We start from the raw sequence: 22,158 nt of genomic DNA, 5'->3' as shown, positions 1-22,158 counted from the left end.
AGGACTTCGAAATGGCCCATACACGCATTCGCAAATTCAACACCAAAGAAACCTATCCTGAGCAAAACCTGGATAACGACCTGTGTCAGGCCGTTGTGACACAGGGCGGCAAAACGGTTTACTTGCGTGGTCAGTGCCCGCAAAATCTGGATGATGCGGTAAATATCGACAGTCATGATCCGGTCGAACAGACCCACAAAGTGATGCAGAACATCAAACAGTTGATCGAAGAAGCCGGCGGCTCGATGGAGCATCTGGTCAAGGTGGTCGTCTACATCACCGATGTGCGCCACCGTGAGGCTGTTTACCGCACTATGGGCGAGTACATCAAAGGTGTTCATCCTGTTTCGACGGGGCTGGTCGTTCAGGCACTGGCGCGTCCCGACTGGTTAGTTGAAATCGACGGAACCGCCGTTATTCCCGATTGATCCACCAGATCAACCACCTTAGCCGGACCGCGCCACTTGTTCTCCTCCAAACAGGCGCGGTCCGGACTTTCTATTTTCAGGAGATCCGAATGACTTTTTCACTGGTCGCCCGCTGCGATGAAACCGGCATGTTCGGTCTGGCGATTTCGTCATCGTCACCCGCCGTGGCTGCGCGCTGTTCTTTTGCGCGGGCAGGTGTTGGCGCGGTTGCATCGCAGAACGTTACAGACCCAAGCCTCGGTCCGTTGACGCTGGACCTGATGGAGCAGGGCAAGACAGCACCTCAAGCAATCGAGGCCATGACCGCAAAGGCAAAATTCATCGAATACCGGCAGGTTCTGGCGGTGGATATCGCCGGGCGCACGGCGATCCATTCCGGTCCCAACAGCCTTGGAATCTGGACGCAAGCACAGGCTGAAAATGTCGCCTCGGGCGGCAACCTTTTGGCCAATGACGGGGTCCCGCAGGCCATCGTCGATGGCTTTCTGTCGGCCTCGGGCCATATCGGCGACCGTCTGATCGCCGCCATGCGCGCCGGATTGGCCGCAGGGGGCGAGGCTGGCCCGGTGCATTCCGCAGGCATGAAGATTGTCGACAAAGTCAGTTGGCCCGTCGCCGATCTTCGCTGTGACTGGACCGAGGATTGCCCCATTGAGGCCATCGCGACCGTCTGGGACATCTATAAGCCGCAACTTGACGCCTATGTCCAGCGTGCGCTCGACCCGCGCGAGGCACCGTCTTATGGCGTCCCCGGCGACGAATAATCAGGGAGAAACAAAATGTTGGACAATACCCACGCGGATTGGAAAAGCCTCGCCGCCGGTCTGTCGTTCCGGGATCAAGCCTTTATCGACGGTAAATTCACCGATGCCGTGTCAGGCAAGACTTTTGACAGTATAAACCCGGCCACAGGTGCGGTTCTGACACCGGTCGCCGAATGTGACGAAGAAGACGTCAATCGTGCCGTTTCCGCAGGTCGTGTTGCCTTTGAGGATGGCCGCTGGTCGCGTATGGCTCCGGGTGACCGTAAGGCGGTGATGCTGAATCTGGCTGACTTGATCCGGGAAAATCTGGAGGAGATGGCGCTGCTGGACAGCCTTGATATGGGCAAGCTGGTAACCGATGCGGCGACTATCGACGCGCCGGGCTCGGCACATTTCTTTCAGTGGTACGCCGAGGCCATCGACAAGGTCTATGATGAAGTGGCCCCAACCGGCCCTGGCGATCTGGCGTTGGTCAGTCGCGTGCCGCTGGGCGTTGTTGGTGCCGTGACCCCTTGGAACTTTCCGCTGGACATGGCGACTTGGAAAGCCGCTGCAGCGCTGGCTGCGGGAAACTCGGTTGTGCTTAAACCCGCAGAACAATCGCCCCTGTCAGCACTTCGCCTGGCAGAGCTGGCGGCTGAAGCCGGTGTTCCGGATGGCGTCTTCAACGTTGTTCCCGGTTTTGGGGTGACTGCGGGCAGGGCACTTGGCCTGCATATGGATGTCGACTGCCTGGCCTTCACTGGTTCTACCGCAATTGGTAAAATGTTCATGCAATATTCGGGCCAGTCGAACCTGAAACAGGTCTGGCCGGAAACGGGCGGCAAAAGCCCCAATCTGGTCTTCGCCGACTGCGATGATCTGGAAGCCGCCGCGGACATGGCTGCCTTTGGCATCTTTTTCAATCAGGGCGAAGTGTGTTCGGCCAACTCTCGGCTTTATGTGGAGCGCTCGATCAAGGATGCGTTTGTTGAAAAGCTGATAGCCCGCGCGCAAGCAATGCAGCCTGGCGACCCGCTAGACCCGGCATCGAAGATGGGAGCGATCGTCGATGAGAAGCAAACACAAGGCATCATGCGCTTTGTGGACGAAGGTAAGAACACGGCCAATCTGGTGACAGGGGGTGAACGTGTCACCGTGGACGGTAAAGGTTGTTTTGTTCAACCGACCATCTTTGACGACGTGACCCATGACAACCCATTGGCTCGGGATGAGATTTTCGGCCCCGTCTTGTCGGTGATCCCGTTTGACACCGAAGAGCAGGCGGTCACGATGGCAAATGACTCGATCTATGGGTTGGCCGCGTCAGTCTGGACTGACAACCTGTCACGCGCTTGCCGGGTGTCTGACAAGCTGATGGCGGGAACCGTCTCGGTCAACACGGTGGACGCATTGTCAGCCATGACACCATTCGGAGGCATGAAACAGTCAGGTTTTGGACGCGATTTGTCATTGCACTCACTTGAAAAGTATACTGCTTTGAAGACCACGTGGATCAAGTACAAGGCTTAATCCACGGCCAAGCGGAGATGTACCATTGCCTTTCAGATACACGCTGCGACAGCTTGAGTATTTTGTTGCGGTCGGGAAGGCGGGCAGTATCGCTGCGGCCAGCGACAAGCTGAACGTGTCGTCGCCGTCGATTTCGGCGGCGATAACTCAGCTTGAGGTCGAATTCGGCGTTACGTTGTTTGTGCGCGAACATGCGCGCGGTCTGTCGCTGACGAAGGCGGGACACAAGATCATGGAACGAACCGAATTCGTTCTGCGTGAAGCCGAACTGCTGGCCACGCTTGCTGGGGAAATCACGGGTAAGGTTCAGGGCATTCTGTCCGTAGGGTGTCTTGTGACTTTCGCTCAGATCGTCTTGCCGGGCTTGCGGCGCGAATTCGAGGACAGCTACCCTAATGTACAAATTGAACAACGTGAATTGAATCAGGCTGACATCTTTAGCCAATTGCGCCGGGCCGAACTGGACATTGCACTGACATACGACCTGGACATTCCCACTGATCTTGAATTCCAACCTCTGCACGCGCTCCCGCCCTATGTGGTTTTGGGAGAAGACCATCCCTTGGCGAAGCAGGTCGAATTAACGATTCCAGACCTGCAGGACAGCCCGATGGTTCTGTTGGACCTTCCATTCAGCGGTGAGTACTTCTTGTCGTTTTTCCGCGAGGCCAATATAAAGCCCAATATCGCGGAACGCACCGCAGATATGTCGGTGATGCGTTCACTGGTTGCCAACGGATTCGGCTTTTCCATTGCAAATATTCGCCCCTTGAACAGCTTGTCACCGGACGGAAAGAAACTGATTTTTGTGCCTTTGGCTGGAGAGGTGCGCCCCATGCGCCTTGGTCTGCTGCGCGCCCGGGCCGAGAATGAAACAAACACTCTGAAAACCTTTGTCGATCATTGTGCGCACGCCGTAAAATCGGGAACCCTCCCGGGTTTGTGCATCCCAGAGAAAGAGTGATCGCAGGTCCTTAGAAATCTCCTAACCTCTGCTTCGTCATTCCCAGATTTAAGTATTCTGCCTGTCGTATAGGCTAATCTACAATCCCCAACGCAGAGGGGGTCAAACCGGTCGGCAATCCGAAAAGCAGGTTCAAGTCGCATGACGTCTACACTGGGTATTCTCGATAAACTGGTTGGCTTCGATACGGTCAGCAAGAACTCGAACCTCGAACTTGCCGCTTATGTCGAAGAGTTTCTAGAGGCGCGCGGCTTTGCGGTTCATCGCATCACCGATCCCGGCGGCGACAAAACTGGGCTCTACGCGGAAAAAGGCCCTGACGGTGACGGAGTTCTGCTGTCTGCGCATACGGATGTTGTCCCAGTCGAAGGCCAAAGCTGGACCAAAGACCCTTTTTGCCTGACGCAAGAAGGTAACCGTGTCTACGGTCGTGGCACCACTGATATGAAGGGTTATGTGGCGTCGGTTATGGCTTTGGCAGACCGGACTGCTGGGGTTGACCTGCGAGAACCCCTTAAGATCGCGTTGTCCTATGACGAAGAGGTGGGATGCGTCGGTATTCAACACATGCTGGATCGGCTCGCCCCAATGCTGGGTCAGCCCCGCGCGTGTTTCGTCGGCGAACCGACAGAAATGCAGGTCGCTATCGGGCACAAAGGCAAAGCTGCGCTGCGCGCTGTTTGCCACGGGCAAAGCGGGCATTCCGCGCTGGCCCCTAAATTTGTCAATGCACTGCATCTTGCAACCGATTTTGTGGCCGAGTTGCGTGCGCTACAAGACGTTTACGCCAAGAGTGGTAACAGCGACCCGGCTTACTCGGTGCCCTATACGACCTTCCACGTGGGTATACTGTCGGGCGGCAGAGCCCTGAATATTGTGCCCGACCGCGCTGAGTTGACTTTTGAATACCGTCATCTTGCTTTGGATCATGGCAAGGATATTCTGTCACAGATACAAGACGCAGCGGTCAGGGTAGGGGCCCGGTATCAGGCCCTGTGCTCGGAGGCGCGCATTGAGGTCGAACAGTATAACGCCTATCCCGGACTGGATGTTGTCGAGACCGAGGGTGTCATCGCTTACGCCCAGAAACTTGCGCAAAGTAACGCCACCACCAAAGTCGCCTTTGGCACCGAGGCCGGGTTTTTCAGCGAGTTGGGGATTCCAACTGTTGTCTGCGGGCCGGGTTCCATGGAACGTCAGGGACACAAGCCGGATGAATACCTTGAAATCGAACAGCTGAACGCGTGCGACGCGATGATGGATCGCATCCTCGAAGACATCAGCCGCTAAACAACACCCCCTTACTGTAACCGAAAAAGCCCCCGAAAAAAACGGGGGCTTTCGCGTCAGGAATAGGGCCTGAATTACTTCTTCAAGTTGGTCCAGATCTGGTCATAGACCGCCTGGGTTTCCTCATCACATACTTCGATGAACACGCCCGAGCCTGCATTGGCATGAGGGTTCTTTTCGGGTTGTTCAGCCAGCTTCGGGTCTAGGAATTCACCCACACCGTTCACACCGGCGTTGTACTGCGCAAAGTTGGACACAGCTGCGATATTCTCGGGCTCCAGCAGAAAATCCATGAATATCAGCGCGTTCTCGCGGTTGGGGGCGTCTTTTAGCAGAACGACATTGTCCATCCAGGCGATGTAACCTTGTGTCGGAAAGGCGTATTCCACATTGGCGCCTTCCTCGCGCGCCTTGGCAGAGAACCCGTCATAAATCTGGCCTACTGCTGCGTCACCGGAAACCAGAACCTCTTTCGCGGTATCCGAATTGAACGACGCCCAGTGCTGCTTAGCTTCTTGCAGCATGGCATTCAGCGCCTTCAACTGCTCGCGGTCAGTGGAACATTGCGGGATACCCATATGCAACGCGGCCATGGCCATCACTTCGCCCTGGCTGTCCAACATGTTGATACGACCTTGCAGCTCAGCTGGCGGATTGAACAGAATATCGGTGGTTTGAATATCGCCGTCAAACGCATCACGGCTGACTGCAAAACTGGTCGAGCCCCACTGATACGGGATCGAGGACTGCCGACCGGGATCAAAACCGGGATCGGCCCATTCCTCAGCGATGTTGCCCTTGTTCTTCAATTCACCGTCGGCGATTGTGTCCAACATGCCTTCGCCGGCCATGATCGACACCATGTAATCGCCCGGAACCGATACGTCATAGGTTCCGATACCACCGGCCTTGAGCGAGGCCAGCATCGCCTCGTTCGAGTCGTAGGTGTCCATGGTGACATTGATGCCGGTTTCTTCGGTGAACTTGTCCAGCAGCTCTTGCGGGATGTACTCAAACCAATGGTACAGAACCAGTTCACCATCGGCGGCGGCAGCGTTCGCGCCAATAGCCAAAGCAATGGCAGCAACGCCGCTTCTCATCATATGTTTCATGTGTCTCTCCATCTGTTGGTTATTTTGTGTTGTCAGACTTGCTGACGAAATAGCTGATCGTGACCATGAGGATGGACACACTCAGCAACATGGTCGAAATCGCCATGATATTCGGTTTGATCCCTTGTTTGACCGAGCCAAAGATCGCCGTTGGCAAAGTCTCGACCCCGGCACCTTTCACAAAGTTGGTGATGATGAAGTCATCCAGGCTGACGATGAAGGCCAGCAGAAAACCTGATATGATGCCGGGCATCATCAACGGGAGGAGGATCTTAGTGAATGCTTGCCGTTTAGTAGCATAGAGATCCAGTGCGGCCTGCTCATAACTGTCCTCAATCCCCTGCATACGGGCCGAGATCGGCAGATAGGCAAACGGAATACAAAAGGCGATATGGGCAAGTAGGATGGTAAGTAGCCCGCGTTCGAATCCGATCGAATTGAAGAAGATCAGGGTCGCGACGGCCAGAACGATCTCGGGCACCATCAGCGGCAGGCTGATCAACCCAAAGGACAATGTGCGAAAGCGGAACTTGCCACCTCGAACCATGCCAGTTGCGGCCAACGTTGCAATTGCGGTTGCCGTGGTTGAGGCAATGATCGCAATGATAAAGCTGTTCCTGGCAGCCGTCTTGAACTTACCGCTTTCAGGCCCGGTGAAAACATCCGCATACCAACGGAGCGAAACGCCTTCCCAGTTGGTCAGTGATTGGGATGCGTTGAAGCTGTAGATCGTGACCACAACCAGCGGCGCATAGAGAATGACCAGACACAGCAGGGTGATCCCCTTGAAGCCAGTGTAAGACTTGATGTCGAATTGCTTGCTTGCCATTGGTCAGCCCCCCGCCTTGTCGGCTTTGGCCTGCTGACGGGCCGAGAACATCAGGATGATCAAAACCATTGTCAGCAGGATCATCGACGCGGCCGCGCCAAACGGCCAGTTGCCGGCGTTGCCTTTGAACTGCTCCTCAATCAGCGAGCCGATCATAAAGTTTTTGGCGCCACCCAGAAGGTCGGGTGCAAGAAACGACCCCATCGACGGAACAAACACCAAAATACAACCCGCAAACACGCCTGGTTTGACAGCAGGAAGCAGCACGCGGCGCAGTGTGGTCCATTTCGACGCGTATAGGTCGGCCGCGGCTTCGGACAGGGCAAAGTTGTACCGCTCGACTGCAGCATAGATCGGCAACACCATGAAGGGCAGGTATGAATAGAACAGGCCGAGCTGCACCGCAAAATTGGTGTTAACGATATGTAGGGGGCTGTCGATCAGGCCGATATTCATCAGAAAGTCGTTCAACGGCCCCTGATCGCGCAGAAGGAATTTCATTGACACAGTCCTGATCAACAGGTTCACCCAATAGGGGATGGTAATCAGGAACACCCAAACCGGACGCATGCTTTCGGATCGGGTGGCGATGAAATAGGCCGTTGGAAAGCCAATAACGAGGCTGAGCAATGTAGCAGCACCTGCCTGCCAAATCGAGCGCCAGAAAATCGTGATATAGGTCCATTCTATCTTAGGGGGGTCGTCACCGAACAATCCTCGATCAAAGAAGAACTGATCATAAGCCGCCAGCGAGAATTCCCAAATGACGCCGCCCCGGAACTCTTTTGTCAGGAAAGAGTAGATCAGCATCATGATGACCGGCGCCAGAACCAGAATGGCCAGTGTCACCCATGCGGGCAGCAGAAGCCAGGTTCGCGCCTCTTTATAAGTATCTGTCGTTGCGCTGCCGCCGCTTGCCGCACCCGCCGCCATTAGTCGACCAGGAGGCGACCAGCCCCCAGCTCCATGTTGACATACATTTCGGTGCCCGGCTCAAAAATCCGCTTATTGCCGCGGTCTGAGTTTGAGGTGCGTACGACAAAATCTGGGCCATCCTGCAAGTCCACGATGGTTGTGATATCTGTGCCGACAAAGATGTTTTCCTTGATCCGCCCTTTCAGGCTTTCGGTTTCGGCAGGGCTGTCCGACATAAACAACCGCTCTGGCCGGATTGACATGTGAACCTTGGAGCCGACGCCGACCCCCTCAACCGAGTTGCAGGTCAACTCATGCCCACCGCCAAGGTGGCAGGTCGCACGGCCATTCGAGATATCGTCAACGGAAACCTCCAATAGGTTGGTCTCGCCAATAAAATCAGCCACAAACATGTTGTGCGGACGCTCGTATATGTCCGTCGGAGACCCCAGTTGCTGCAGTTCGCCAGCGGACATAACCGCGATGCGATCGGACATGGTCAACGCTTCTTCTTGGTCGTGGGTCACGAAGATAAAGGTGATCCCGGTTTCACGTTGCAGATGCTTCAGCTCAAGCTGCATTGCTTTGCGGAGCTTCAAATCCAGTGCAGACAGGGGTTCGTCTAACAACAAAACCTTGGGCTGAGGCGCCAGGGCACGTGCCAGCGCAACACGCTGTTGCTGGCCACCTGACAACTGGCTGGGCTTGCGGGCCGAGAATTGAGAGAGCTGTACCAATTCCAGCATCTCACCCGCTTTCTTACGCGCTTCGGATTTCGAGGCCCCGCGCATTTCCAAGCCGAATGCAACATTGTCCAAAATGGTCATATGCGGAAACAAAGCATAGTTTTGGAAAACTGTGTTCACCGGGCGCTTGTTGGGAGGCAGGTTCTCGATTTCATCTCCGTATAGGTAGATCGCACCTTCGGTTACGGCCTCAAACCCGGCGATCATTCTGAGGAGAGTTGTCTTGCCGCAGCCAGACGGACCCAGAAGGGTAAAGAACTCATTGTCCATGATCGACAGCGAGATCTTCTTGAGTGCCGTAAAATCGCCATAACGTTTTACCGCGTCCCGCACGTCAATCGCGATATTTTCTTTGCCAGACAATTGCGCCTCCCCTGAGCATCGCGAAATTCCATTCAGGTATATACGGGCTGCGTTGCCGTCCTAAGAATTGACTTCCTCACTAAACATTAGGATTTGCCTAATCATTTCAATTATCGCCTATAAATCAATGCGCTATCGTGGTTCAGCAGCTTTTTCAGCAAAAAGAAAAGCCCAGTGAACATATGTGAAGTGTCGCATTTTTCCCTGCGGTGATCTCGTCAACAATGGGAGCAACCGCTATTTAACGCGAAAGATTTTCAGTGTCCTAAATTTCGGAGCTTTTGTTCTCCACCTTCAATTTCGCGTCTGATGGCTGAATGAAGTTTGTCTGATTGGTGCGTATCCTGCGGCTTGGGGCAGAGCGTTTCACGCACCTAAACGTAGTTTTATGAACTGTCTGGCAAATTAGCTTTCAGGACATTTCTGGCGGTTGCCAAGGTTCCCTTAACTAATATTGGTCGGGAAGGGGAGTTAAATAAGTAACGCCCGCCATGCGCCTTCGATCACACCGGTCTACACGCCCAGACGTATTGGTGACATCGCAAAGATCTGTGCGGATGTCAGCGCTCTTAAACTAGCCACGGGATGGGAGCCAGTTCACAGCGAGCTTGACAGGATTTTGGTGTCTATATCGGATCCTTCGTAAAGAGTGACAACTCAGACCGCTCTACGCGAGGCATGTCTTACTGCAGCGGTCACAAACGAATTGCCACAGGCCGTTACTACCTGAGATATCTGACACAGGAAAAAGTCGCTCAGGTTAAGGCAGAACAGCGACAACGGCTTTCGCTGAAGCCTTTAACCCCGCAACATTCAAAAGGGATCCCGCAGACGCAGGATCTCTATTTCGTTTGCCTGATTGCGGCTTGGAAGGGTGTCAATGTGTCATAGTCTGCGCCAAAGGGCCGTAATTGGCATGGCCGGAAGTCCTAAAATGGGGCGCAGTAGGACACCTATGGCCGTACCTGTCGACTAGGGCAGAAAGCACACTACACCCTGAATTTCTATTATTAGCTTTCCATTTCAAAAAGATAGTGGCGGAGAGACAGGGATTCGAACCCTGGGTGGGCTTGCACCCACAACGGTTTTCGAGACCGCCCCGTTCGACCACTCCGGCACCTCTCCGCGGGGGTCTGTGAGGGGGGGATTTAGTGAGGAACGCGCGGGGGTGCAAGCAGAAAATTCCCGAAATTCACTATGACGGGATTTTCCATTGCCAGACGGCACAAAACGCCTAGGCTTTGAAGTATGACTTATTCTCTTCGCCGCTCCGCTCAGACCCTATTCTTGTTGCTTCTGGCACTGGCCATGGCGCCTGTGTCGTCCTTTGCCGCCGGGCGAGACAGGATCGAAGCGTTTCTGACTACAACTGGTTTTGACGTGGCGCTGGAAAGTATCGCGCTCTCTTCTGCGTCGGCGCCGCAGATGCTGGGCATAGACCCGGATGGTTTCGGCTCCGATTGGGCCCGACTGACCGAAGAAGTATTCGACACTGAAGACATGCATGAAACCGCCGTGTCGATTCTGGAGCAGACACTCAGAGACGAGGCGCTGCTTCATGCAGTGGAATTTTACGCCTCGGACCTGGGGCAGCGTCTGGTCGAAGCGGAAAACGCCTCGCATATGCTGGATGATGACGAGGCCAAGCAGCAGCAGGGTCAAGAGATCGTGGCCGAGTTGATCAAGGACGGTTCGCATCGTGTTGAAAGCCTCAAACGCATGAATAGGGCCATTGATTCAAGCGGGACAGCCTTGCGAGCCCTGCAAGAGATTCAACTGCGGTTTCTGTTGGCCGCCAGTGCTTCGGGGGTAATTGATCTTCAGTTGGATGCTGATCAACTGCGCCTCATGATGCGCCAGAACGAAACAAGCATGCGACAGGCGTTGCAGTTATCGGCCCTGGCCGGGGCTGCCTATACGTATCAGAATTTTTCCGATGCCGATGTGAACGCTTATGCCGATGCGCTAGAACAGCCGCTTATGCAAGAGGTCTATGAACTGCTGAATGCCGTTCAATATGAAATCATGGCCATGAAATTCGAAATTCTTGCCACTCGGATGGCGGACTTGCACCCGGCACAGGATATCTGATGCGTTTTATCGCGACGTTCCTGGCGTTGTTCGTTTGGACCACGCCTTTGCAGGCCGAGGAAAAGGTCGAACAACTTATGCAGGCCCTGCAAGTGGACGCGGTCATCGACATCCTGCGGGACGAAGGCAGTTCACTTGGGCAGGACCTTCAGCAAACCTTTCTGAACAACAATGGCGGCCCGGTCTTTCTGGATCAGGTAGACCGGATTTACGACGCGGACAGAATGCGTGATCAGGTCGAAAGTGTGTTCGCGGAAACCCTGACCGAAAGCCAGATGGACCGCGCCATCCTGTTTTTCGAAAGCGATTTAGGGCAGGCTATCACCTCGCTGGAATTATCCGCCCGTGTCGCCTTGGCAGATGAAGCCATCGAAGAAATGGCACAGGACGTCTACAGAAACGGAGATCGCAGCACGGAGCTATATCGGCTGGTCGACGAGTATATTCAGGTCAACAACCTGATTGACGAGAATGTGCATAACTCCATCAGTGCAGATTACAATTTTTTCCGTGGGATGAGCCTGGGGGTTGGCGGAGACGACGGGGAGCTTTTGGCACAGCTGCTTGAGGAAAAAGACAGCATGACCGAAGACACCCGAACGTGGCTGTATTCCTTCTTTCTGCTAGCCTACAAACCACTGACCGACAGTCAAATGCGCGAGAACATCGCCTTTTCACGCACTGAAACGGGCAAAGCGATCAACACGGCCCTGTTTGAAAGCTTTAACCGGATGTTCGACACGATCTATTATCAGCTGGGTCAGGCGGTCGCTCAGGTGCTGAAAGGATCGGACCTTTAGCGTCGCATTTGATGTTGACTTTCCCCCGCAATCTTTGGATAAGCGCGCATCCCGGCCGGTTCTTCCGCGCCGGGTCTCGTTATTATTGACCCAAAGGGCTTTTCCCACGGGTCGTCACACAGCCCGGAAAAAGGGCGCGCTGTTCGAGGTGGCGAAAGCCAAAACACCCAAACGGGGACCACAGAACGCGGTTTAGAAAAGGAAAGACGCATGTTTGCGGTCCTCAAGACTGGCGGCAAGCAGTACAAGGTTCAGGCGGGCGATGTGCTCCGTGTTGAAAAGCTGGCTGCCGACGCAGGTGAAAAAGTTCAATTCAACGATGTTCTGATGCTGGGCGGTGACGCACCGGTTGTTGGCGCACCCTTCGTTGAAGGCGCAGGCGTTCAGGCCGAAGTGATCGAACAGATCAAAGGTGACAAGGTCATCAACTTCGTCAAGCGTCGTCGTAAGCACAGCTCGAAGCGTACCGTTGGCCACCGTCAGAAACTGACTCTGGTCAAAATCACTGACATCCTGGCATCGGGCGCTGACAAATCGGGCATCAAAGCTGCAACTGGTTCGGCACCTGCTGGCGAAGCTGCTCCGGCGGCGAAAAAGCCTGCCAAGAAAGCTGAAGCCAAAGCAGAGGCACCTGCCGCTGCTGCTGCCGCTGATGATCTGACAGCCCTGAACGGTGTCGGTCCCGCCGCCGCCAAAAAGCTGGCCGACGCCGGTATCGAGAGCTTTGCCGCTCTGGCCGCCTTGTCGGACGAGCAGATTGCTGCTATCGACACCATCAAAGTGAAACCCGAATGGGTTGAGCAGGCCAAAGAACTGGCTAAAGGCTAAGGAGAGAGAGAATGGCACATAAAAAAGCTGGCGGTTCCTCCCGTAACGGTCGCGACTCAGCTGGTCGCCGCCTTGGCGTGAAACTGTATGGTGGCCAGGCCGCCATCGCAGGCAACATCATCGTGCGTCAGCGCGGCACCAAGTTCTGGCCGGGCGAAGGCGTAGGCATGGGCAAAGATCATACAATCTTTGCAACTGTCGACGGCGCTGTGAAGTTCCACAAAGGCCTCAAAAACCGCACCTTTATTTCGGTCCTGCCAGTGGCGGAGGCCGCAGAGTAAGCCGAAACCCATAAGGTTTGAAAATTCTTGGGGGACCGGCAGAAAATGCCGGTCCCCTTTCTCGTTTTAACGTAGTTTTGATTGAACGCACCTATGCCCGTCGCAACCACAAGTTTCCTGATTTTCGCCGCCAGTCAGGTCGGCACCCCAGGACCGGCCAATATGGTCCTGTTGGGAACTGGTGCGCGCTATGGTTTTCGGGCGGCACTTCCGTTTGTCGGGGGCGTCATTGTAGGGAAGCAATTGATCATCTGGCCTGTGGGCTTTGGCCTGCTGCAACTGGCCGATCAGGCTCCGGGCGTATTTACAGTGCTGAAATACGTGTCAGCAGCCTATATCATGTGGCTAGCCTGGAAGATCGCCAACACACGCCTGTCGCGTCAGCAGGCTGATGGCAAAGCACCCGGGTTCTTGGCTGGTTTGATCGTTCATCCCTTAAATCCAAAGGCTTGGGCGATGATCATTGCAGGGTTTACCGGGTTTGTGGCGGCAGGGACGCCCAGTATTGAGGCCACAGTAACGATTGCTCTCTGTTTGTTGTTTTGTCAGGTCATTCTTCATCCAATTTGGACATTTGCGGGCGATAGAATTGCCCACGCGGTTGAAGGACGGCCAATTGAAAAATATCTGATGTGGACGTTAGCCAGTCTCACCGTTGCGTCCGTGTTATTCGTGTTGTTCGGAGGAGGAACGCACTCATGAAGCTTGAGGCAATAATAAACCAGCCGGTCATTGAAACCGAGCGGTTCGATCTGCGACCATTGCGCCGGTCGGATTTGGGTCTCATTGAACATTATGCAGGTGATGAGCGCGTGGCGCGCATGACCACAGCAATTCCACATCCGCTGCCACCGGGTTCGACCGAAGCTTTTGTGACGCGCGCGATGTCCGAAGTACGCGATGAAGACGTCTGGGCAATGGACGCCACCAAAGATGGCGGCCCCGAGCTGATCGGCCTGATCTCGCTGACGCGTCTGGATCGCAACCAGTCCGAGGTGGGCTATTGGGTCGCGCCGGTCTATTGGAACACGGGTGTTGCCTCGATGGCGGTCGAAGCGCTGGTCAATGCCAACCCGTTGGAAAACGCCACCATGTTTGCCAGCGTTTTTCAGGACAATCCGGCCTCGGCGCGGGTGTTGACCCATTGCGGGTTTGAATATCTGGGTGATGCCGAAACCTATTCGGTGGCGCGTGATGCGAATGTGCCCACCTGGACGTATACTAAGAAACTCTGACTTGTGGCCGATGGGGCCTTTGCAGTAGGGGACACACATGAAATTTCTCGATCTTGCAAAGGTCTACATCCGGTCCGGGGCCGGAGGTGGCGGCTGCGTCAGCTTTCGGCGCGAAAAGTACATCGAATACGGCGGTCCCGATGGCGGTGATGGCGGTAAGGGCGGATCTGTCTGGGCCGAGGTCGTTGACGGGTTGAACACCCTCATCGACTTCCGCTATCAGCAGCATTTCTTTGCCAAGAACGGTCAACCCGGTCGGGGTCAGCAGCGCACCGGCAAGGACGGCGACGACATTGTCTTGCGGGTGCCGGTTGGTACCGAGATTCTGGACGAAGACGAAGAAACCGTCATCTGCGATCTGACTGAGGTCGGTCAGCGGGTTTTGCTGGCCAAAGGCGGCAATGGCGGCTTCGGCAACCTGCACTTCAAATCTGCCACCAACCAAGCCCCGCGCCGGGCCAATCCGGGGCAGGCGGGGATCGACCGCACCATCTGGCTGCGGCTGAAACTGATCGCCGATGTGGGCTTGCTGGGCATGCCCAATGCTGGAAAGTCGACCTTTCTGGCCGCAACATCCAACGCCCGTCCGAAAATTGCGGATTATCCCTTTACCACGCTGCACCCGAACCTGGGTGTGGTCGGCGTTGATAACGTCGAGTTTGTCGTGGCTGACATTCCCGGCCTGATCGAAGGCGCCCACGAAGGCCGTGGGATCGGAGATCGTTTTCTGGGTCACGTGGAACGCTGCGCCGTTCTGCTGCATCTGGTCGATGGAACGTCTGAGACCGTGGCTGATGACTATCGGACCATTATTCACGAGCTTGAGGCTTATGGCGGCGAACTGGCTGAGAAACCTCGCATTACGGTGCTGAACAAGGTCGACGCACTGGATGACGAAGAACGCGAAGCGGCTAAGGCCGAGCTGGAAGAGGCCGTCGGCGGCCCCGTCATGACAATGTCCGGTGTTGCGCATCTGGGCGTGACCGAGGTTCTGCGCGCATTGCGTACCCAGATTGACGAAAACCGCCTGCGGCAAAAGCCCGTTGAGGAGGCGAAGACGTGGCAACCCTGACCTCAGCCAAGCGTCTGGTGGTCAAGATCGGGTCCGCCTTGCTGGTGGATCGGGACACGGGCCTTTTGCGCTCGGACTGGCTGCACTCCTTGGCGCAGGACGTAGCTTGGCTAAAGGGGCAGGGAACGGACGTCATTTTGGTGTCATCCGGGTCTATCGCGTTGGGTCGCGGGGTCTTGGGCTTGCCGATGGAGGCTTTGCCGCTGGAGAAATCTCAGGCTGCCGCTGCTGTAGGTCAGATCCGGCTGGCTCGCGCGTACGAGGAGGCGTTAACGCCGCATAAGATCACTACCGCGCAGGTCTTGGTGACGTTGGAGGACAGCGCTGACCGCCGCCGCTATCTGAACTCACGCGCGACACTTGAAACTTTGCTGGGTTTGGGTGTCGTGCCTATCGTCAACGAAAACGATACGGTCGCAACGGATGAAATCCGCTATGGCGACAATGATCGCTTGGCCGCACAGATCGCTGTCACGGTGGGCGCGGATCAGTTGATACTGCTATCTGACGTGGACGGTTTCTATACCGGCAACCCGAATGAGGACGCCTCGGCCACGCGTTACGACGTGATCGAAGAAATTACGCCTAAGATCGAACAGATGGCGGGTGACGCAGGGTCAGGCCTGTCCAAAGGCGGAATGAAGACAAAGCTGCTGGCTGCAAAGATGGCGACAGCCGCCGGGTGTGATATGGCGATTACTGAAGGATCGCCGCTGAACCCTCTGAAATTACTTGAAAACGGTGCGAATTGCACTTGGTTCACCGCGACCCTGGACCCACATGCGGCCCGGAAACGGTGGATCTCGGCGATGAAACCGCGTGGTGAAATCGTGGTGGACGCCGGCGCAGCCCGGGCACTTGGCAACGGTAAAAGCCTGTTGCCTGCCGGGATCGTCGAAGTGACCGGAGACTTTGGCCGTGGCGATCCTGTGGCCATTCTGGACCCAGAAGCGCGACGCTTGGCACAGGGCCTCAGCCGCTATACCGCGCAAGAAGCAGACGCGATCAAGGGGCGAAAGTCCTCGGAAATCGAGGCAACTCTGGGTTATCCGGGCAGGGCCGTGCTGATCCATCGAGACGATTTGGCGCGGTAGCCGAGCGATGTTAGAACACCAAAAGACCGACCGAAAGGCACCTGAGATGAAGGATTTCGACAGCATCCCCACACTGATGGCCGATCTTGGAAAACGCGCCAAGAAAGCCTCGGCCGAATTGGCTTTTGCCAGCGCCGAACGGAAACATGCAGCCCTGATCGCCGCCGCTGATGCGGTTTGGGCCAACCGTGCCGACATCATCGAGGCCAACAAGAAAGACCTGGAATTCGGTCGTGAAAAAGGTCTGAGCTCGGCAATGATGGATCGCCTGATGCTGGACGAGGCGCGCATTCAGGGCATGGTTGACGGGCTGCGCACGGTCGCGGATCAGGCTGATCCTGTGGGCGAGGTGTTAACCGAATGGGACATGCCCTCGGGTCTGCATATCCAGCGTGTGCGTACGCCTTTGGGTGTGATCGGTGTGATCTATGAAAGCCGCCCCAATGTGACAGCAGATGCTGGCGCGCTGTGCCTGAAATCGGGCAACGCGGTGATCCTTCGTGGCGGGTCCGAGAGCTTTCATTCTTCGGGCGCCATCCACGCTTGTCTGGTCCAAGGGCTAAAGGCCGCAAACCTGCCCGAGGATTCCATCCAACTGGTGCCGACGCGAGACCGCGCTGCGGTTCAGGAATTGCTCACCCTGACGGATTATGTCGATGTTATCGTCCCGCGCGGGGGTAAAGGCCTGGTGGGGCTAGTGCAGCGCGAGGCGCGTGTACCTGTTTTCGCACATCTTGAAGGCATCGTGCATATCTACATCGACAAAGCCGCCGATCCGCAGAAAACGCTGAACGTGGTGATGAACGCTAAAACCCGGCGGACCGGAATCTGCGGCGCAGCCGAATGCCTGTTGATTCATCAGGATGTGGTGGAAACACTGGGACGCGACGTTATCGCCGCTCTAATGGCCGCAGGTGTTGAGGTTCACGCCGAAGGCGCGCTGGCCCAGAATGGCACCGTGGCTGCGACGGCCGATGACTGGGGCAAAGAATTCCTCGACAGTATCATAGCGGCGAGACCGGTCGCTGATATTGACGAAGCCATCGCACATATCCGCCTCAATGGCTCGGACCATACCGACTGCATCATGACCGAGGACGAGACCGCCGCTGCACGATTCTTTGAACGGCTCGACAGTGCAATCCTGATGCACAATGCCTCAACCCAATTTGCCGATGGGGGTGAGTTTGGTATGGGCGCTGAGATCGGCATTGCGACCGGTAAGATGCATGCGCGTGGCCCGGTGGGTGCGGCGCAGCTGACCAGCTTTCAGTATCTTGTGCGCGGGAATGGAACGACCCGGTCTTAAAACCGGATCACAACGCGGGTTGAGGTGGTTTCCGCCGCAACCCGCCGCCCCACCGACGTGGCAGTCTTTGGCAAAAGAGCAAACTGCACCTGTGCGGGCGTGACTTTATTGGGGTATCGCCCTGTCGGCAGATTCTTCCAAAGGTCATTATCCACATTCAGCTTGTCGGCTGATCCTGTGACCGTCCAGCTTTCAACATTTTGATCGATGGTCACTTCGCCCCCAAAAGGCATGGCGTTTTCGCAGCACATCAACGCCAGAAATGCCAGTTTGACCTGATTACGCGGCACCGCCTCGGTCAGGTGCCAGTTGACGCGCACGCGGCCTGCGCGTTCGACATCCTTTAACAGTTCCGAGACCTCGGTTCGGCCCAAAGGCTGATCGCTGGCTGAACCAAACGCCACGCGGAAAAACCGAATCCGCGCCCCGGCACTGCCAACACTGCCCGAGATAAGTTCCATCTCAGGCCCCTGGACTGCGCCAACCATCTCAAGCAGCTCCAGACCGTTGGTGATCGCCCCGATGGGGCTGATCAAATCGTGACAGATCCGGGACCCGATCAACTCGGCCAGGTTGACTGTGGTGTCGCTCATGCGTACCTCCTGCTGCATCTGCCGCCGGACCGGAGCCCTCGCATGACAGACCTTAATGCTATTCTTGCACCGGGCATGTACGTCCGCCACCCCGATTACCCCGATTGGGGCGTTGGACAGGTGCAGTCCAACATCGGGGGCAAGATCACCGTGAACTTTCGCGAGCAGGGGAAAGTGGTGATTGACGGAACGCGCATCGCCCTGATGCCGGTCTTTGATCTGTGAAACTGGTTTAGGAAAGGTTAACGGCCCCGCAAATCCGCTCTTGTTGCCATCCCTACGGAAACTGCGGTATCAGCGCGCAAACAAGAACGGAACCATCAATGCCGGACGCAGGCCCTTCCTTTACCGTCAAACTTGCACAGACCGAGGACGAACTGCGCGCTGCCCAACGGCTGCGCTATGACGTGTTTGTTCGCGAACTGGGCGGTGGCGGAGAGATGGTGGATCATGACGCCGGACTGGAGCGCGACAAGTTCGATCCGTATTTTGATCACATGCTGGCGATAGACGACCTGACAAGCGAAGTTGTTGGCGTTTACAGGCTATTACCGGGCGAACGTGCTGCAGAACTGGGGCAGTTTTATTCCGAAGATGAATACGATCTGACTGTTTTGAAGCAAAGCGGTCGCAAGCTGTTGGAGCTCGGCCGTTCATGCGTCCACCGTGACTATCGCGGGGGCACTGCGATGTATCATCTGTGGAACGGATTGGCGGCCTATGTAAATGAGCGTGAGATCGAAGTTCTGTTCGGTGTCGCCAGCTTTCACGGAACGGATGTTCAGGAATTGGCGCAGCCCTTGTCGATGCTGCATCACAACCATCTCGCGCCGCCTGATTTGAGGGTGAGGGCACAACCAGAAGTATTTAACTCCATGGATCTTGTTGCGCCCGCCGATCTGGATCGCCGAGCTGCGATGGTTCAGGTTCCGGCATTGATCAAGGCCTATCTTCGCCTAGGGGGTTTCGTGGGAGAAGGCGCGTTCATCGACCATTCATTCAACACCACTGATGTTTGCCTGATCCTCGATACGGCCCGCATGAACGAGCGGCAGAAACGCATCTATGGCGGGGCATAAATTGGTGAACGAACCGCTTTGGAACAGCGAGGATGAACCAGACCCCATCAAACTGGGGTTGGTGGGGTGGATGTTGGTTTTTCTCCGCGGATTACCACTGGCCGTATTGGTGTTTGGAGGTTTGCTAGTTCTATTGGTGGTGCGCTTGATCGAGCGTCCGTTGTACGGCGTGCGCCGCCCCGTAACGCCGTTTATTTCGCAATTTGTCTGCCGCAATGCGTTTCGGATCCTCGGGATACGGTTTCGAACCTCGGGCGAATTGATGCAACAGCGCGGCGCTGTGGTTGCAAATCACACGTCATGGCTGGACATTTTCGCCTTGAATGCGCGCAAGCGCGTCTATTTCGTGTCCAAGGCCGAGGTGGCCAAATGGCCCGGTATCGGCTGGCTTGCCCGTGCAACAGGAACCGTGTTCATCGAGCGGGACCGCAAGAAAGCAAGAGAACAGACAAGAATATTCGAAACTCGCTTGAAAGCTGGTCATAAGCTGCTGTTTTTCCCCGAAGGGACGTCGACCGACGGGCAGCGTGTTTTACCTTTTAAAACAACTCTTTTCGCCGCGTTCTTCGCAGATGAATTGCGAGATTTCATGTATGTGCAGCCAGTCTCGGTTGTGTATCACGCGCCCAAAGGGCAACCCGACCGGTTTTATGGCTGGTGGGGAGATATGGATTTCGCCCCACACCTTTTGAAAACGCTGGGTGCGCGCGGGCAGGGTGCGGTTGAATTGATTTATCATGCACCGGCCAAGGTTAGCGATTTCGAAAGCCGCAAGGCGCTGGCCGCATATTGTGAAGAGGCCGTGCGCCACGCGCACGCACTGGCAGGGCTTGAAAAATAAGGGCGAAAAGCCCTTGCGCTAGCCGAAAACCTGCCGTATACGCGCGCCATTCAAACCCGCAGGCGGGGTTTGGGCTTTTTGAGGGAGACATCCTCATTAAGACCGCCGGTTGGAGCATCTGCTTCTTTCACCCCCGCCCAGGCGTAAACCGGAAAAGGAAAATAGCATGGCTCTTCCCGAGTTCACCATGCGTCAGCTGCTGGAAGCTGGCGTTCACTTTGGTCACCAGACACAGCGTTGGAATCCCCGCATGGGCCCGTTCATCTACGGCTCGCGCAATGGTATCCACATCATGGACCTGACTCAGACCGTTCCGATGCTGGATCAGGCTCTGCAAGCCGTTCGTGACACCGTCGCAAAAGGTGGCCGCGTTCTGTTTGTCGGCACCAAGCGTCAGGCAGCTCAGCCCGTCGCTGAAGCAGCTGAAAAGTCGGCTCAGTACTACATGAACCACCGCTGGCTGGGTGGCACGCTGACCAACTGGAAAACCGTTTCTCAGTCGATCAACCGTCTGAACCAGATCGACGAAGCCATGGAATCGGGTGCCGAGGGCCTGACCAAGAAAGAGCGTCTGGGCATGGAACGTGACCAGGGCAAGCTGCAGGCTTCGCTGGGCGGCATCCGCGAAATGGGCGGCGTCCCTGATCTGCTGTTCGTCATCGACGTCAAAAAAGAAGCACTGGCCATCGCCGAAGCCAACAAACTGGGTATCCCGGTTGTGGCCGTTGTCGACACCAACTGCTCGCCCGACGGTGTTGATTACATCATTCCCGGCAACGACGACGCGGCGCGCGCGATTGCGCTGTACTGCGATCTGGCCGCACGGGCCGCTCTGGACGGTATGACCGCGCAGATGGGTGCAGCAGGCGTTGATCTGGGTGCGTTCGAAGAAGCTCCGGTTGAAGAAGCCGTTGCGGAAGAAGCACCCGCAGAAGAAGCCGCGCCGGAAGCCAAAGCCGAAGCGTAAGCTGCCCGTCACCTAAATGACATATGGGGCAGGGTAGACCTGCCCCAATTCCGTTTGAATTGAGGAGAGCCAAGAGATGGCAATCACAGCAGCAATGGTTAAAGAACTGCGCGACTCGACCGGCGCAGGCATGATGGACGCGAAAAAAGCGCTGACCGAAACCGAAGGTAACATGGACGAAGCCGTTGACTGGCTGCGCACCAAGGGCCTGGCCAAGGCGGCCAAGAAATCGGGCCGTACCGCTGCAGAAGGTCTGGTCGCTGTTCACGTCAACGGTGGCAACGGTGTTGCTGTCGAAGTGAACTCGGAAACCGACTTTGTCGCGAAAAACGCCGAGTTCCAGGAAATGGTTGGCAAGATCGCGTATGCCGCAGAAGGCGTCGACAATGTCGAGGCGCTGCTGGCTGCTGATCTGGGTGGCAAGAATGTTGCGGACACCCTGACCGACAAAATCGCCACCATTGGTGAGAACATGTCGGTCCGTCGTATGGCCAAGCTGTCGGGCGACACTGTTGTGTCCTATGTCCACAATGCGGCCACCAACGGCATGGGCAAAATCGGTGTTCTGGTTGCTCTGTCTGGCGGCGATGAAGCCATCGGCAAACAAGTTGCAATGCACATCGCAGCCGTGAACCCGGCGGCCCTGTCCGAGGCAGACATGGACCCGGCTGTTGTTGAAAAAGAAAAGCAGGTTCAGATGGACATTGCCCGCGAATCCGGCAAGCCGGAGCAGGTGATCGAAAAGATGATCGTTGGTCGCATGAAGAAATTCGTCGCGGAATCCACATTGCTGAACCAGTCTTTCGTTGTGAACCCTGACCTGACCGTTGAAGCAGCGGCGAAAGAGGCAGGCGCAACCATCACCGGCTTTGTCCGTCTGGAAGTTGGCGAAGGCATCGTTGTCGAAAAAGAAGACTTCGCAGCAGAAGTTGCCAAAGCCGCACAAGGCTAAAAAAGCACTCCCGAACTCTGCAGAGTTCGGGGAGCCAAAGAAACCGGTCGCGCTAGTCGTGGCCGGTTTGTTTAGGCCACTCAAGCCATTAGC

General features: G+C 56.0%; 24 protein-coding genes and 1 tRNA gene. 19 read left to right on the top strand and 6 right to left on the bottom strand.

The genetic code is table 11. From position 1 onward, the window contains the following. Nucleotides 1-11 precede the first annotated feature (11 nt). The 5 genes from ACR0LY_RS03410 to argE all read left to right on the top strand — a co-directional run bounded on the left by ACR0LY_RS03410 (nucleotide 12) and on the right by argE (nucleotide 4,958). Entirely contained in the window at nucleotides 12-428 is a 417-nt protein-coding gene (locus ACR0LY_RS03410; protein ID WP_170330089.1) for a RidA family protein, read from the top strand. Between the two features lie 89 nt (nucleotides 429-517). Beyond that, complete coding sequence (locus ACR0LY_RS03405) at nucleotides 518-1,192, top strand: DUF1028 domain-containing protein (protein ID WP_170348683.1); 675 nt, start codon at nucleotides 518-520, stop codon at nucleotides 1,190-1,192. A 15-nt stretch (nucleotides 1,193-1,207) separates the two neighbouring features. Next, a complete protein-coding gene (locus ACR0LY_RS03400; RefSeq protein WP_170348684.1) occupies nucleotides 1,208-2,704 on the top strand; it encodes an aldehyde dehydrogenase in 1,497 nt (498 codons plus the stop codon). A 25-nt stretch (nucleotides 2,705-2,729) separates the two neighbouring features. Next, a complete protein-coding gene (locus tag ACR0LY_RS03395; protein WP_170348685.1) occupies nucleotides 2,730-3,668 on the top strand; it encodes a LysR substrate-binding domain-containing protein in 939 nt (312 codons plus the stop codon). 141 nt (nucleotides 3,669-3,809) lie between these two features. Further along, nucleotides 3,810-4,958, top strand: coding sequence for an acetylornithine deacetylase (gene argE, locus ACR0LY_RS03390; protein WP_170348686.1), 1,149 nt, complete (start codon nucleotides 3,810-3,812; stop codon nucleotides 4,956-4,958). Nucleotides 4,959-5,032: 74 nt separating this feature from the next. Here the strand turns inward: argE and ACR0LY_RS03385 are convergent, their stop codons facing one another. The 5 genes from ACR0LY_RS03385 to ACR0LY_RS03365 all read right to left on the bottom strand — a co-directional run bounded on the left by ACR0LY_RS03385 (nucleotide 5,033) and on the right by ACR0LY_RS03365 (nucleotide 10,048). Then, the gene (locus ACR0LY_RS03385; protein ID WP_170348687.1) at nucleotides 5,033-6,070 is read right to left on the bottom strand and encodes an extracellular solute-binding protein; all 1,038 of its coding nucleotides are present in this window, start codon (nucleotides 6,068-6,070) and stop codon (nucleotides 5,033-5,035) included. Between the two features lie 19 nt (nucleotides 6,071-6,089). After that, entirely contained in the window at nucleotides 6,090-6,899 is an 810-nt protein-coding gene (locus tag ACR0LY_RS03380) for an ABC transporter permease (RefSeq protein ID WP_170348688.1), read from the bottom strand. Between the two features lie 3 nt (nucleotides 6,900-6,902). Continuing rightward, a complete protein-coding gene (locus ACR0LY_RS03375; RefSeq protein WP_170348689.1) occupies nucleotides 6,903-7,832 on the bottom strand; it encodes an ABC transporter permease in 930 nt (309 codons plus the stop codon). Beyond that, complete coding sequence (locus ACR0LY_RS03370) at nucleotides 7,832-8,923, bottom strand: ABC transporter ATP-binding protein (RefSeq protein WP_170348690.1); 1,092 nt, start codon at nucleotides 8,921-8,923, stop codon at nucleotides 7,832-7,834. The genes ACR0LY_RS03375 and ACR0LY_RS03370 overlap by 1 nt, the downstream gene beginning before the upstream one ends. 1,035 nt (nucleotides 8,924-9,958) lie before the next feature. Further along, nucleotides 9,959-10,048 (bottom strand) — tRNA-Ser (locus ACR0LY_RS03365). A 123-nt stretch (nucleotides 10,049-10,171) separates the two neighbouring features. Between ACR0LY_RS03365 and ACR0LY_RS03360 the strand changes: the two genes are divergently transcribed. The 9 genes from ACR0LY_RS03360 to ACR0LY_RS03320 all read left to right on the top strand — a co-directional run bounded on the left by ACR0LY_RS03360 (nucleotide 10,172) and on the right by ACR0LY_RS03320 (nucleotide 17,633). After that, nucleotides 10,172-11,014, top strand: a complete 843-nt coding sequence (locus ACR0LY_RS03360) for a DUF2059 domain-containing protein (RefSeq protein WP_170348691.1) — start codon at nucleotides 10,172-10,174, stop codon at nucleotides 11,012-11,014. Continuing rightward, complete coding sequence (locus tag ACR0LY_RS03355; protein ID WP_170348692.1) at nucleotides 11,014-11,814, top strand: DUF2059 domain-containing protein; 801 nt, start codon at nucleotides 11,014-11,016, stop codon at nucleotides 11,812-11,814. Before ACR0LY_RS03360 ends, ACR0LY_RS03355 begins: the two co-directional genes overlap by 1 nt. A 210-nt stretch (nucleotides 11,815-12,024) precedes the next feature. Then, entirely contained in the window at nucleotides 12,025-12,642 is a 618-nt protein-coding gene (locus ACR0LY_RS03350; protein ID WP_170348693.1) for a 50S ribosomal protein L21, read from the top strand. 11 nt (nucleotides 12,643-12,653) lie between these two features. After that, nucleotides 12,654-12,923 (top strand): 50S ribosomal protein L27, encoded by a 270-nt coding sequence (gene rpmA / locus ACR0LY_RS03345; protein WP_010440093.1) that lies wholly within the window; start codon nucleotides 12,654-12,656, stop codon nucleotides 12,921-12,923. A 93-nt stretch (nucleotides 12,924-13,016) separates the two neighbouring features. After that, nucleotides 13,017-13,625: a LysE family translocator gene (locus tag ACR0LY_RS03340; RefSeq protein ID WP_170348694.1), complete on the top strand. Its 609-nt coding sequence runs from the start codon at nucleotides 13,017-13,019 to the stop codon at nucleotides 13,623-13,625. Further along, nucleotides 13,622-14,158 carry a GNAT family N-acetyltransferase gene (locus ACR0LY_RS03335; protein ID WP_170348695.1) on the top strand — a complete coding sequence of 179 codons (537 nt, stop codon included), beginning with the start codon at nucleotides 13,622-13,624 and terminating at the stop codon, nucleotides 14,156-14,158. The genes ACR0LY_RS03340 and ACR0LY_RS03335 overlap by 4 nt, the downstream gene beginning before the upstream one ends. 37 nt (nucleotides 14,159-14,195) lie before the next feature. Continuing rightward, nucleotides 14,196-15,230 carry a GTPase ObgE gene (obgE, locus tag ACR0LY_RS03330; protein WP_170348696.1) on the top strand — a complete coding sequence of 345 codons (1,035 nt, stop codon included), beginning with the start codon at nucleotides 14,196-14,198 and terminating at the stop codon, nucleotides 15,228-15,230. Beyond that, nucleotides 15,218-16,324 carry a glutamate 5-kinase gene (gene proB / locus ACR0LY_RS03325; RefSeq protein ID WP_170348697.1) on the top strand — a complete coding sequence of 369 codons (1,107 nt, stop codon included), beginning with the start codon at nucleotides 15,218-15,220 and terminating at the stop codon, nucleotides 16,322-16,324. The genes obgE and proB overlap by 13 nt, the downstream gene beginning before the upstream one ends. Nucleotides 16,325-16,370: 46 nt before the next feature. Further along, complete coding sequence (locus tag ACR0LY_RS03320) at nucleotides 16,371-17,633, top strand: glutamate-5-semialdehyde dehydrogenase (RefSeq protein WP_170348698.1); 1,263 nt, start codon at nucleotides 16,371-16,373, stop codon at nucleotides 17,631-17,633. Here ACR0LY_RS03320 and ACR0LY_RS03315 read toward each other — a convergent pair. Further along, nucleotides 17,630-18,226 carry a histidine phosphotransferase family protein gene (locus ACR0LY_RS03315; RefSeq protein WP_254440172.1) on the bottom strand — a complete coding sequence of 199 codons (597 nt, stop codon included), beginning with the start codon at nucleotides 18,224-18,226 and terminating at the stop codon, nucleotides 17,630-17,632. The genes ACR0LY_RS03320 and ACR0LY_RS03315 overlap by 4 nt on opposite strands. A gap of 42 nt (nucleotides 18,227-18,268) precedes the next feature. Here ACR0LY_RS03315 and ACR0LY_RS03310 point away from each other — a divergent pair, with 42 nt between their 5' ends. The 5 genes from ACR0LY_RS03310 to tsf all read left to right on the top strand — a co-directional run bounded on the left by ACR0LY_RS03310 (nucleotide 18,269) and on the right by tsf (nucleotide 22,065). After that, on the top strand, nucleotides 18,269-18,451 hold the full coding sequence (locus ACR0LY_RS03310; protein ID WP_170348700.1) for a DUF3553 domain-containing protein: 183 nt from the start codon (nucleotides 18,269-18,271) through the stop codon (nucleotides 18,449-18,451). A gap of 98 nt (nucleotides 18,452-18,549) precedes the next feature. Next, on the top strand, nucleotides 18,550-19,305 hold the full coding sequence (gene olsB / locus ACR0LY_RS03305) for an L-ornithine N(alpha)-acyltransferase (protein ID WP_170348701.1): 756 nt from the start codon (nucleotides 18,550-18,552) through the stop codon (nucleotides 19,303-19,305). Beyond that, entirely contained in the window at nucleotides 19,292-20,146 is an 855-nt protein-coding gene (gene olsA / locus ACR0LY_RS03300; protein WP_170348702.1) for a lyso-ornithine lipid O-acyltransferase, read from the top strand. Before olsB ends, olsA begins: the two co-directional genes overlap by 14 nt. Before the next feature lie 166 nt (nucleotides 20,147-20,312). Continuing rightward, a complete protein-coding gene (gene rpsB, locus ACR0LY_RS03295; RefSeq protein ID WP_170348703.1) occupies nucleotides 20,313-21,113 on the top strand; it encodes a 30S ribosomal protein S2 in 801 nt (266 codons plus the stop codon). A 76-nt stretch (nucleotides 21,114-21,189) separates the two neighbouring features. Next, complete coding sequence (gene tsf / locus ACR0LY_RS03290) at nucleotides 21,190-22,065, top strand: translation elongation factor Ts (RefSeq protein WP_170348704.1); 876 nt, start codon at nucleotides 21,190-21,192, stop codon at nucleotides 22,063-22,065. Nucleotides 22,066-22,158 lie beyond the last annotated feature (93 nt).

Source organism: Ruegeria sp. BC5 (assembly GCF_056539205.1).
Note: the sequence above shows the minus strand (reverse complement) of the source record. Positions and strands in the feature narration are given on the sequence as shown.

Coding starts and splice junctions, on each gene's coding strand:
- ACR0LY_RS03385 (WP_170348687.1), bottom strand. CDS start 6,070: ATGAAACATATGATGAGAAGCGGCGTTGCTGCCATTGCTTTGGCTATT.
- ACR0LY_RS03350 (WP_170348693.1), top strand. CDS start 12,025: ATGTTTGCGGTCCTCAAGACTGGCGGCAAGCAGTACAAGGTTCAGGCG.
- ACR0LY_RS03380 (WP_170348688.1), bottom strand. CDS start 6,899: ATGGCAAGCAAGCAATTCGACATCAAGTCTTACACTGGCTTCAAGGGG.
- ACR0LY_RS03375 (WP_170348689.1), bottom strand. CDS start 7,832: ATGGCGGCGGGTGCGGCAAGCGGCGGCAGCGCAACGACAGATACTTAT.
- rpmA (WP_010440093.1), top strand. CDS start 12,654: ATGGCACATAAAAAAGCTGGCGGTTCCTCCCGTAACGGTCGCGACTCA.
- ACR0LY_RS03335 (WP_170348695.1), top strand. CDS start 13,622: ATGAAGCTTGAGGCAATAATAAACCAGCCGGTCATTGAAACCGAGCGG.
- ACR0LY_RS03340 (WP_170348694.1), top strand. CDS start 13,017: ATGCCCGTCGCAACCACAAGTTTCCTGATTTTCGCCGCCAGTCAGGTC.
- ACR0LY_RS03310 (WP_170348700.1), top strand. CDS start 18,269: ATGACAGACCTTAATGCTATTCTTGCACCGGGCATGTACGTCCGCCAC.
- obgE (WP_170348696.1), top strand. CDS start 14,196: ATGAAATTTCTCGATCTTGCAAAGGTCTACATCCGGTCCGGGGCCGGA.
- tsf (WP_170348704.1), top strand. CDS start 21,190: ATGGCAATCACAGCAGCAATGGTTAAAGAACTGCGCGACTCGACCGGC.
- rpsB (WP_170348703.1), top strand. CDS start 20,313: ATGGCTCTTCCCGAGTTCACCATGCGTCAGCTGCTGGAAGCTGGCGTT.
- argE (WP_170348686.1), top strand. CDS start 3,810: ATGACGTCTACACTGGGTATTCTCGATAAACTGGTTGGCTTCGATACG.
- ACR0LY_RS03355 (WP_170348692.1), top strand. CDS start 11,014: ATGCGTTTTATCGCGACGTTCCTGGCGTTGTTCGTTTGGACCACGCCT.
- ACR0LY_RS03410 (WP_170330089.1), top strand. CDS start 12: ATGGCCCATACACGCATTCGCAAATTCAACACCAAAGAAACCTATCCT.
- ACR0LY_RS03315 (WP_254440172.1), bottom strand. CDS start 18,226: ATGAGCGACACCACAGTCAACCTGGCCGAGTTGATCGGGTCCCGGATC.
- olsB (WP_170348701.1), top strand. CDS start 18,550: ATGCCGGACGCAGGCCCTTCCTTTACCGTCAAACTTGCACAGACCGAG.
- ACR0LY_RS03360 (WP_170348691.1), top strand. CDS start 10,172: ATGACTTATTCTCTTCGCCGCTCCGCTCAGACCCTATTCTTGTTGCTT.
- ACR0LY_RS03405 (WP_170348683.1), top strand. CDS start 518: ATGACTTTTTCACTGGTCGCCCGCTGCGATGAAACCGGCATGTTCGGT.
- ACR0LY_RS03320 (WP_170348698.1), top strand. CDS start 16,371: ATGAAGGATTTCGACAGCATCCCCACACTGATGGCCGATCTTGGAAAA.
- olsA (WP_170348702.1), top strand. CDS start 19,292: ATGGCGGGGCATAAATTGGTGAACGAACCGCTTTGGAACAGCGAGGAT.
- ACR0LY_RS03400 (WP_170348684.1), top strand. CDS start 1,208: ATGTTGGACAATACCCACGCGGATTGGAAAAGCCTCGCCGCCGGTCTG.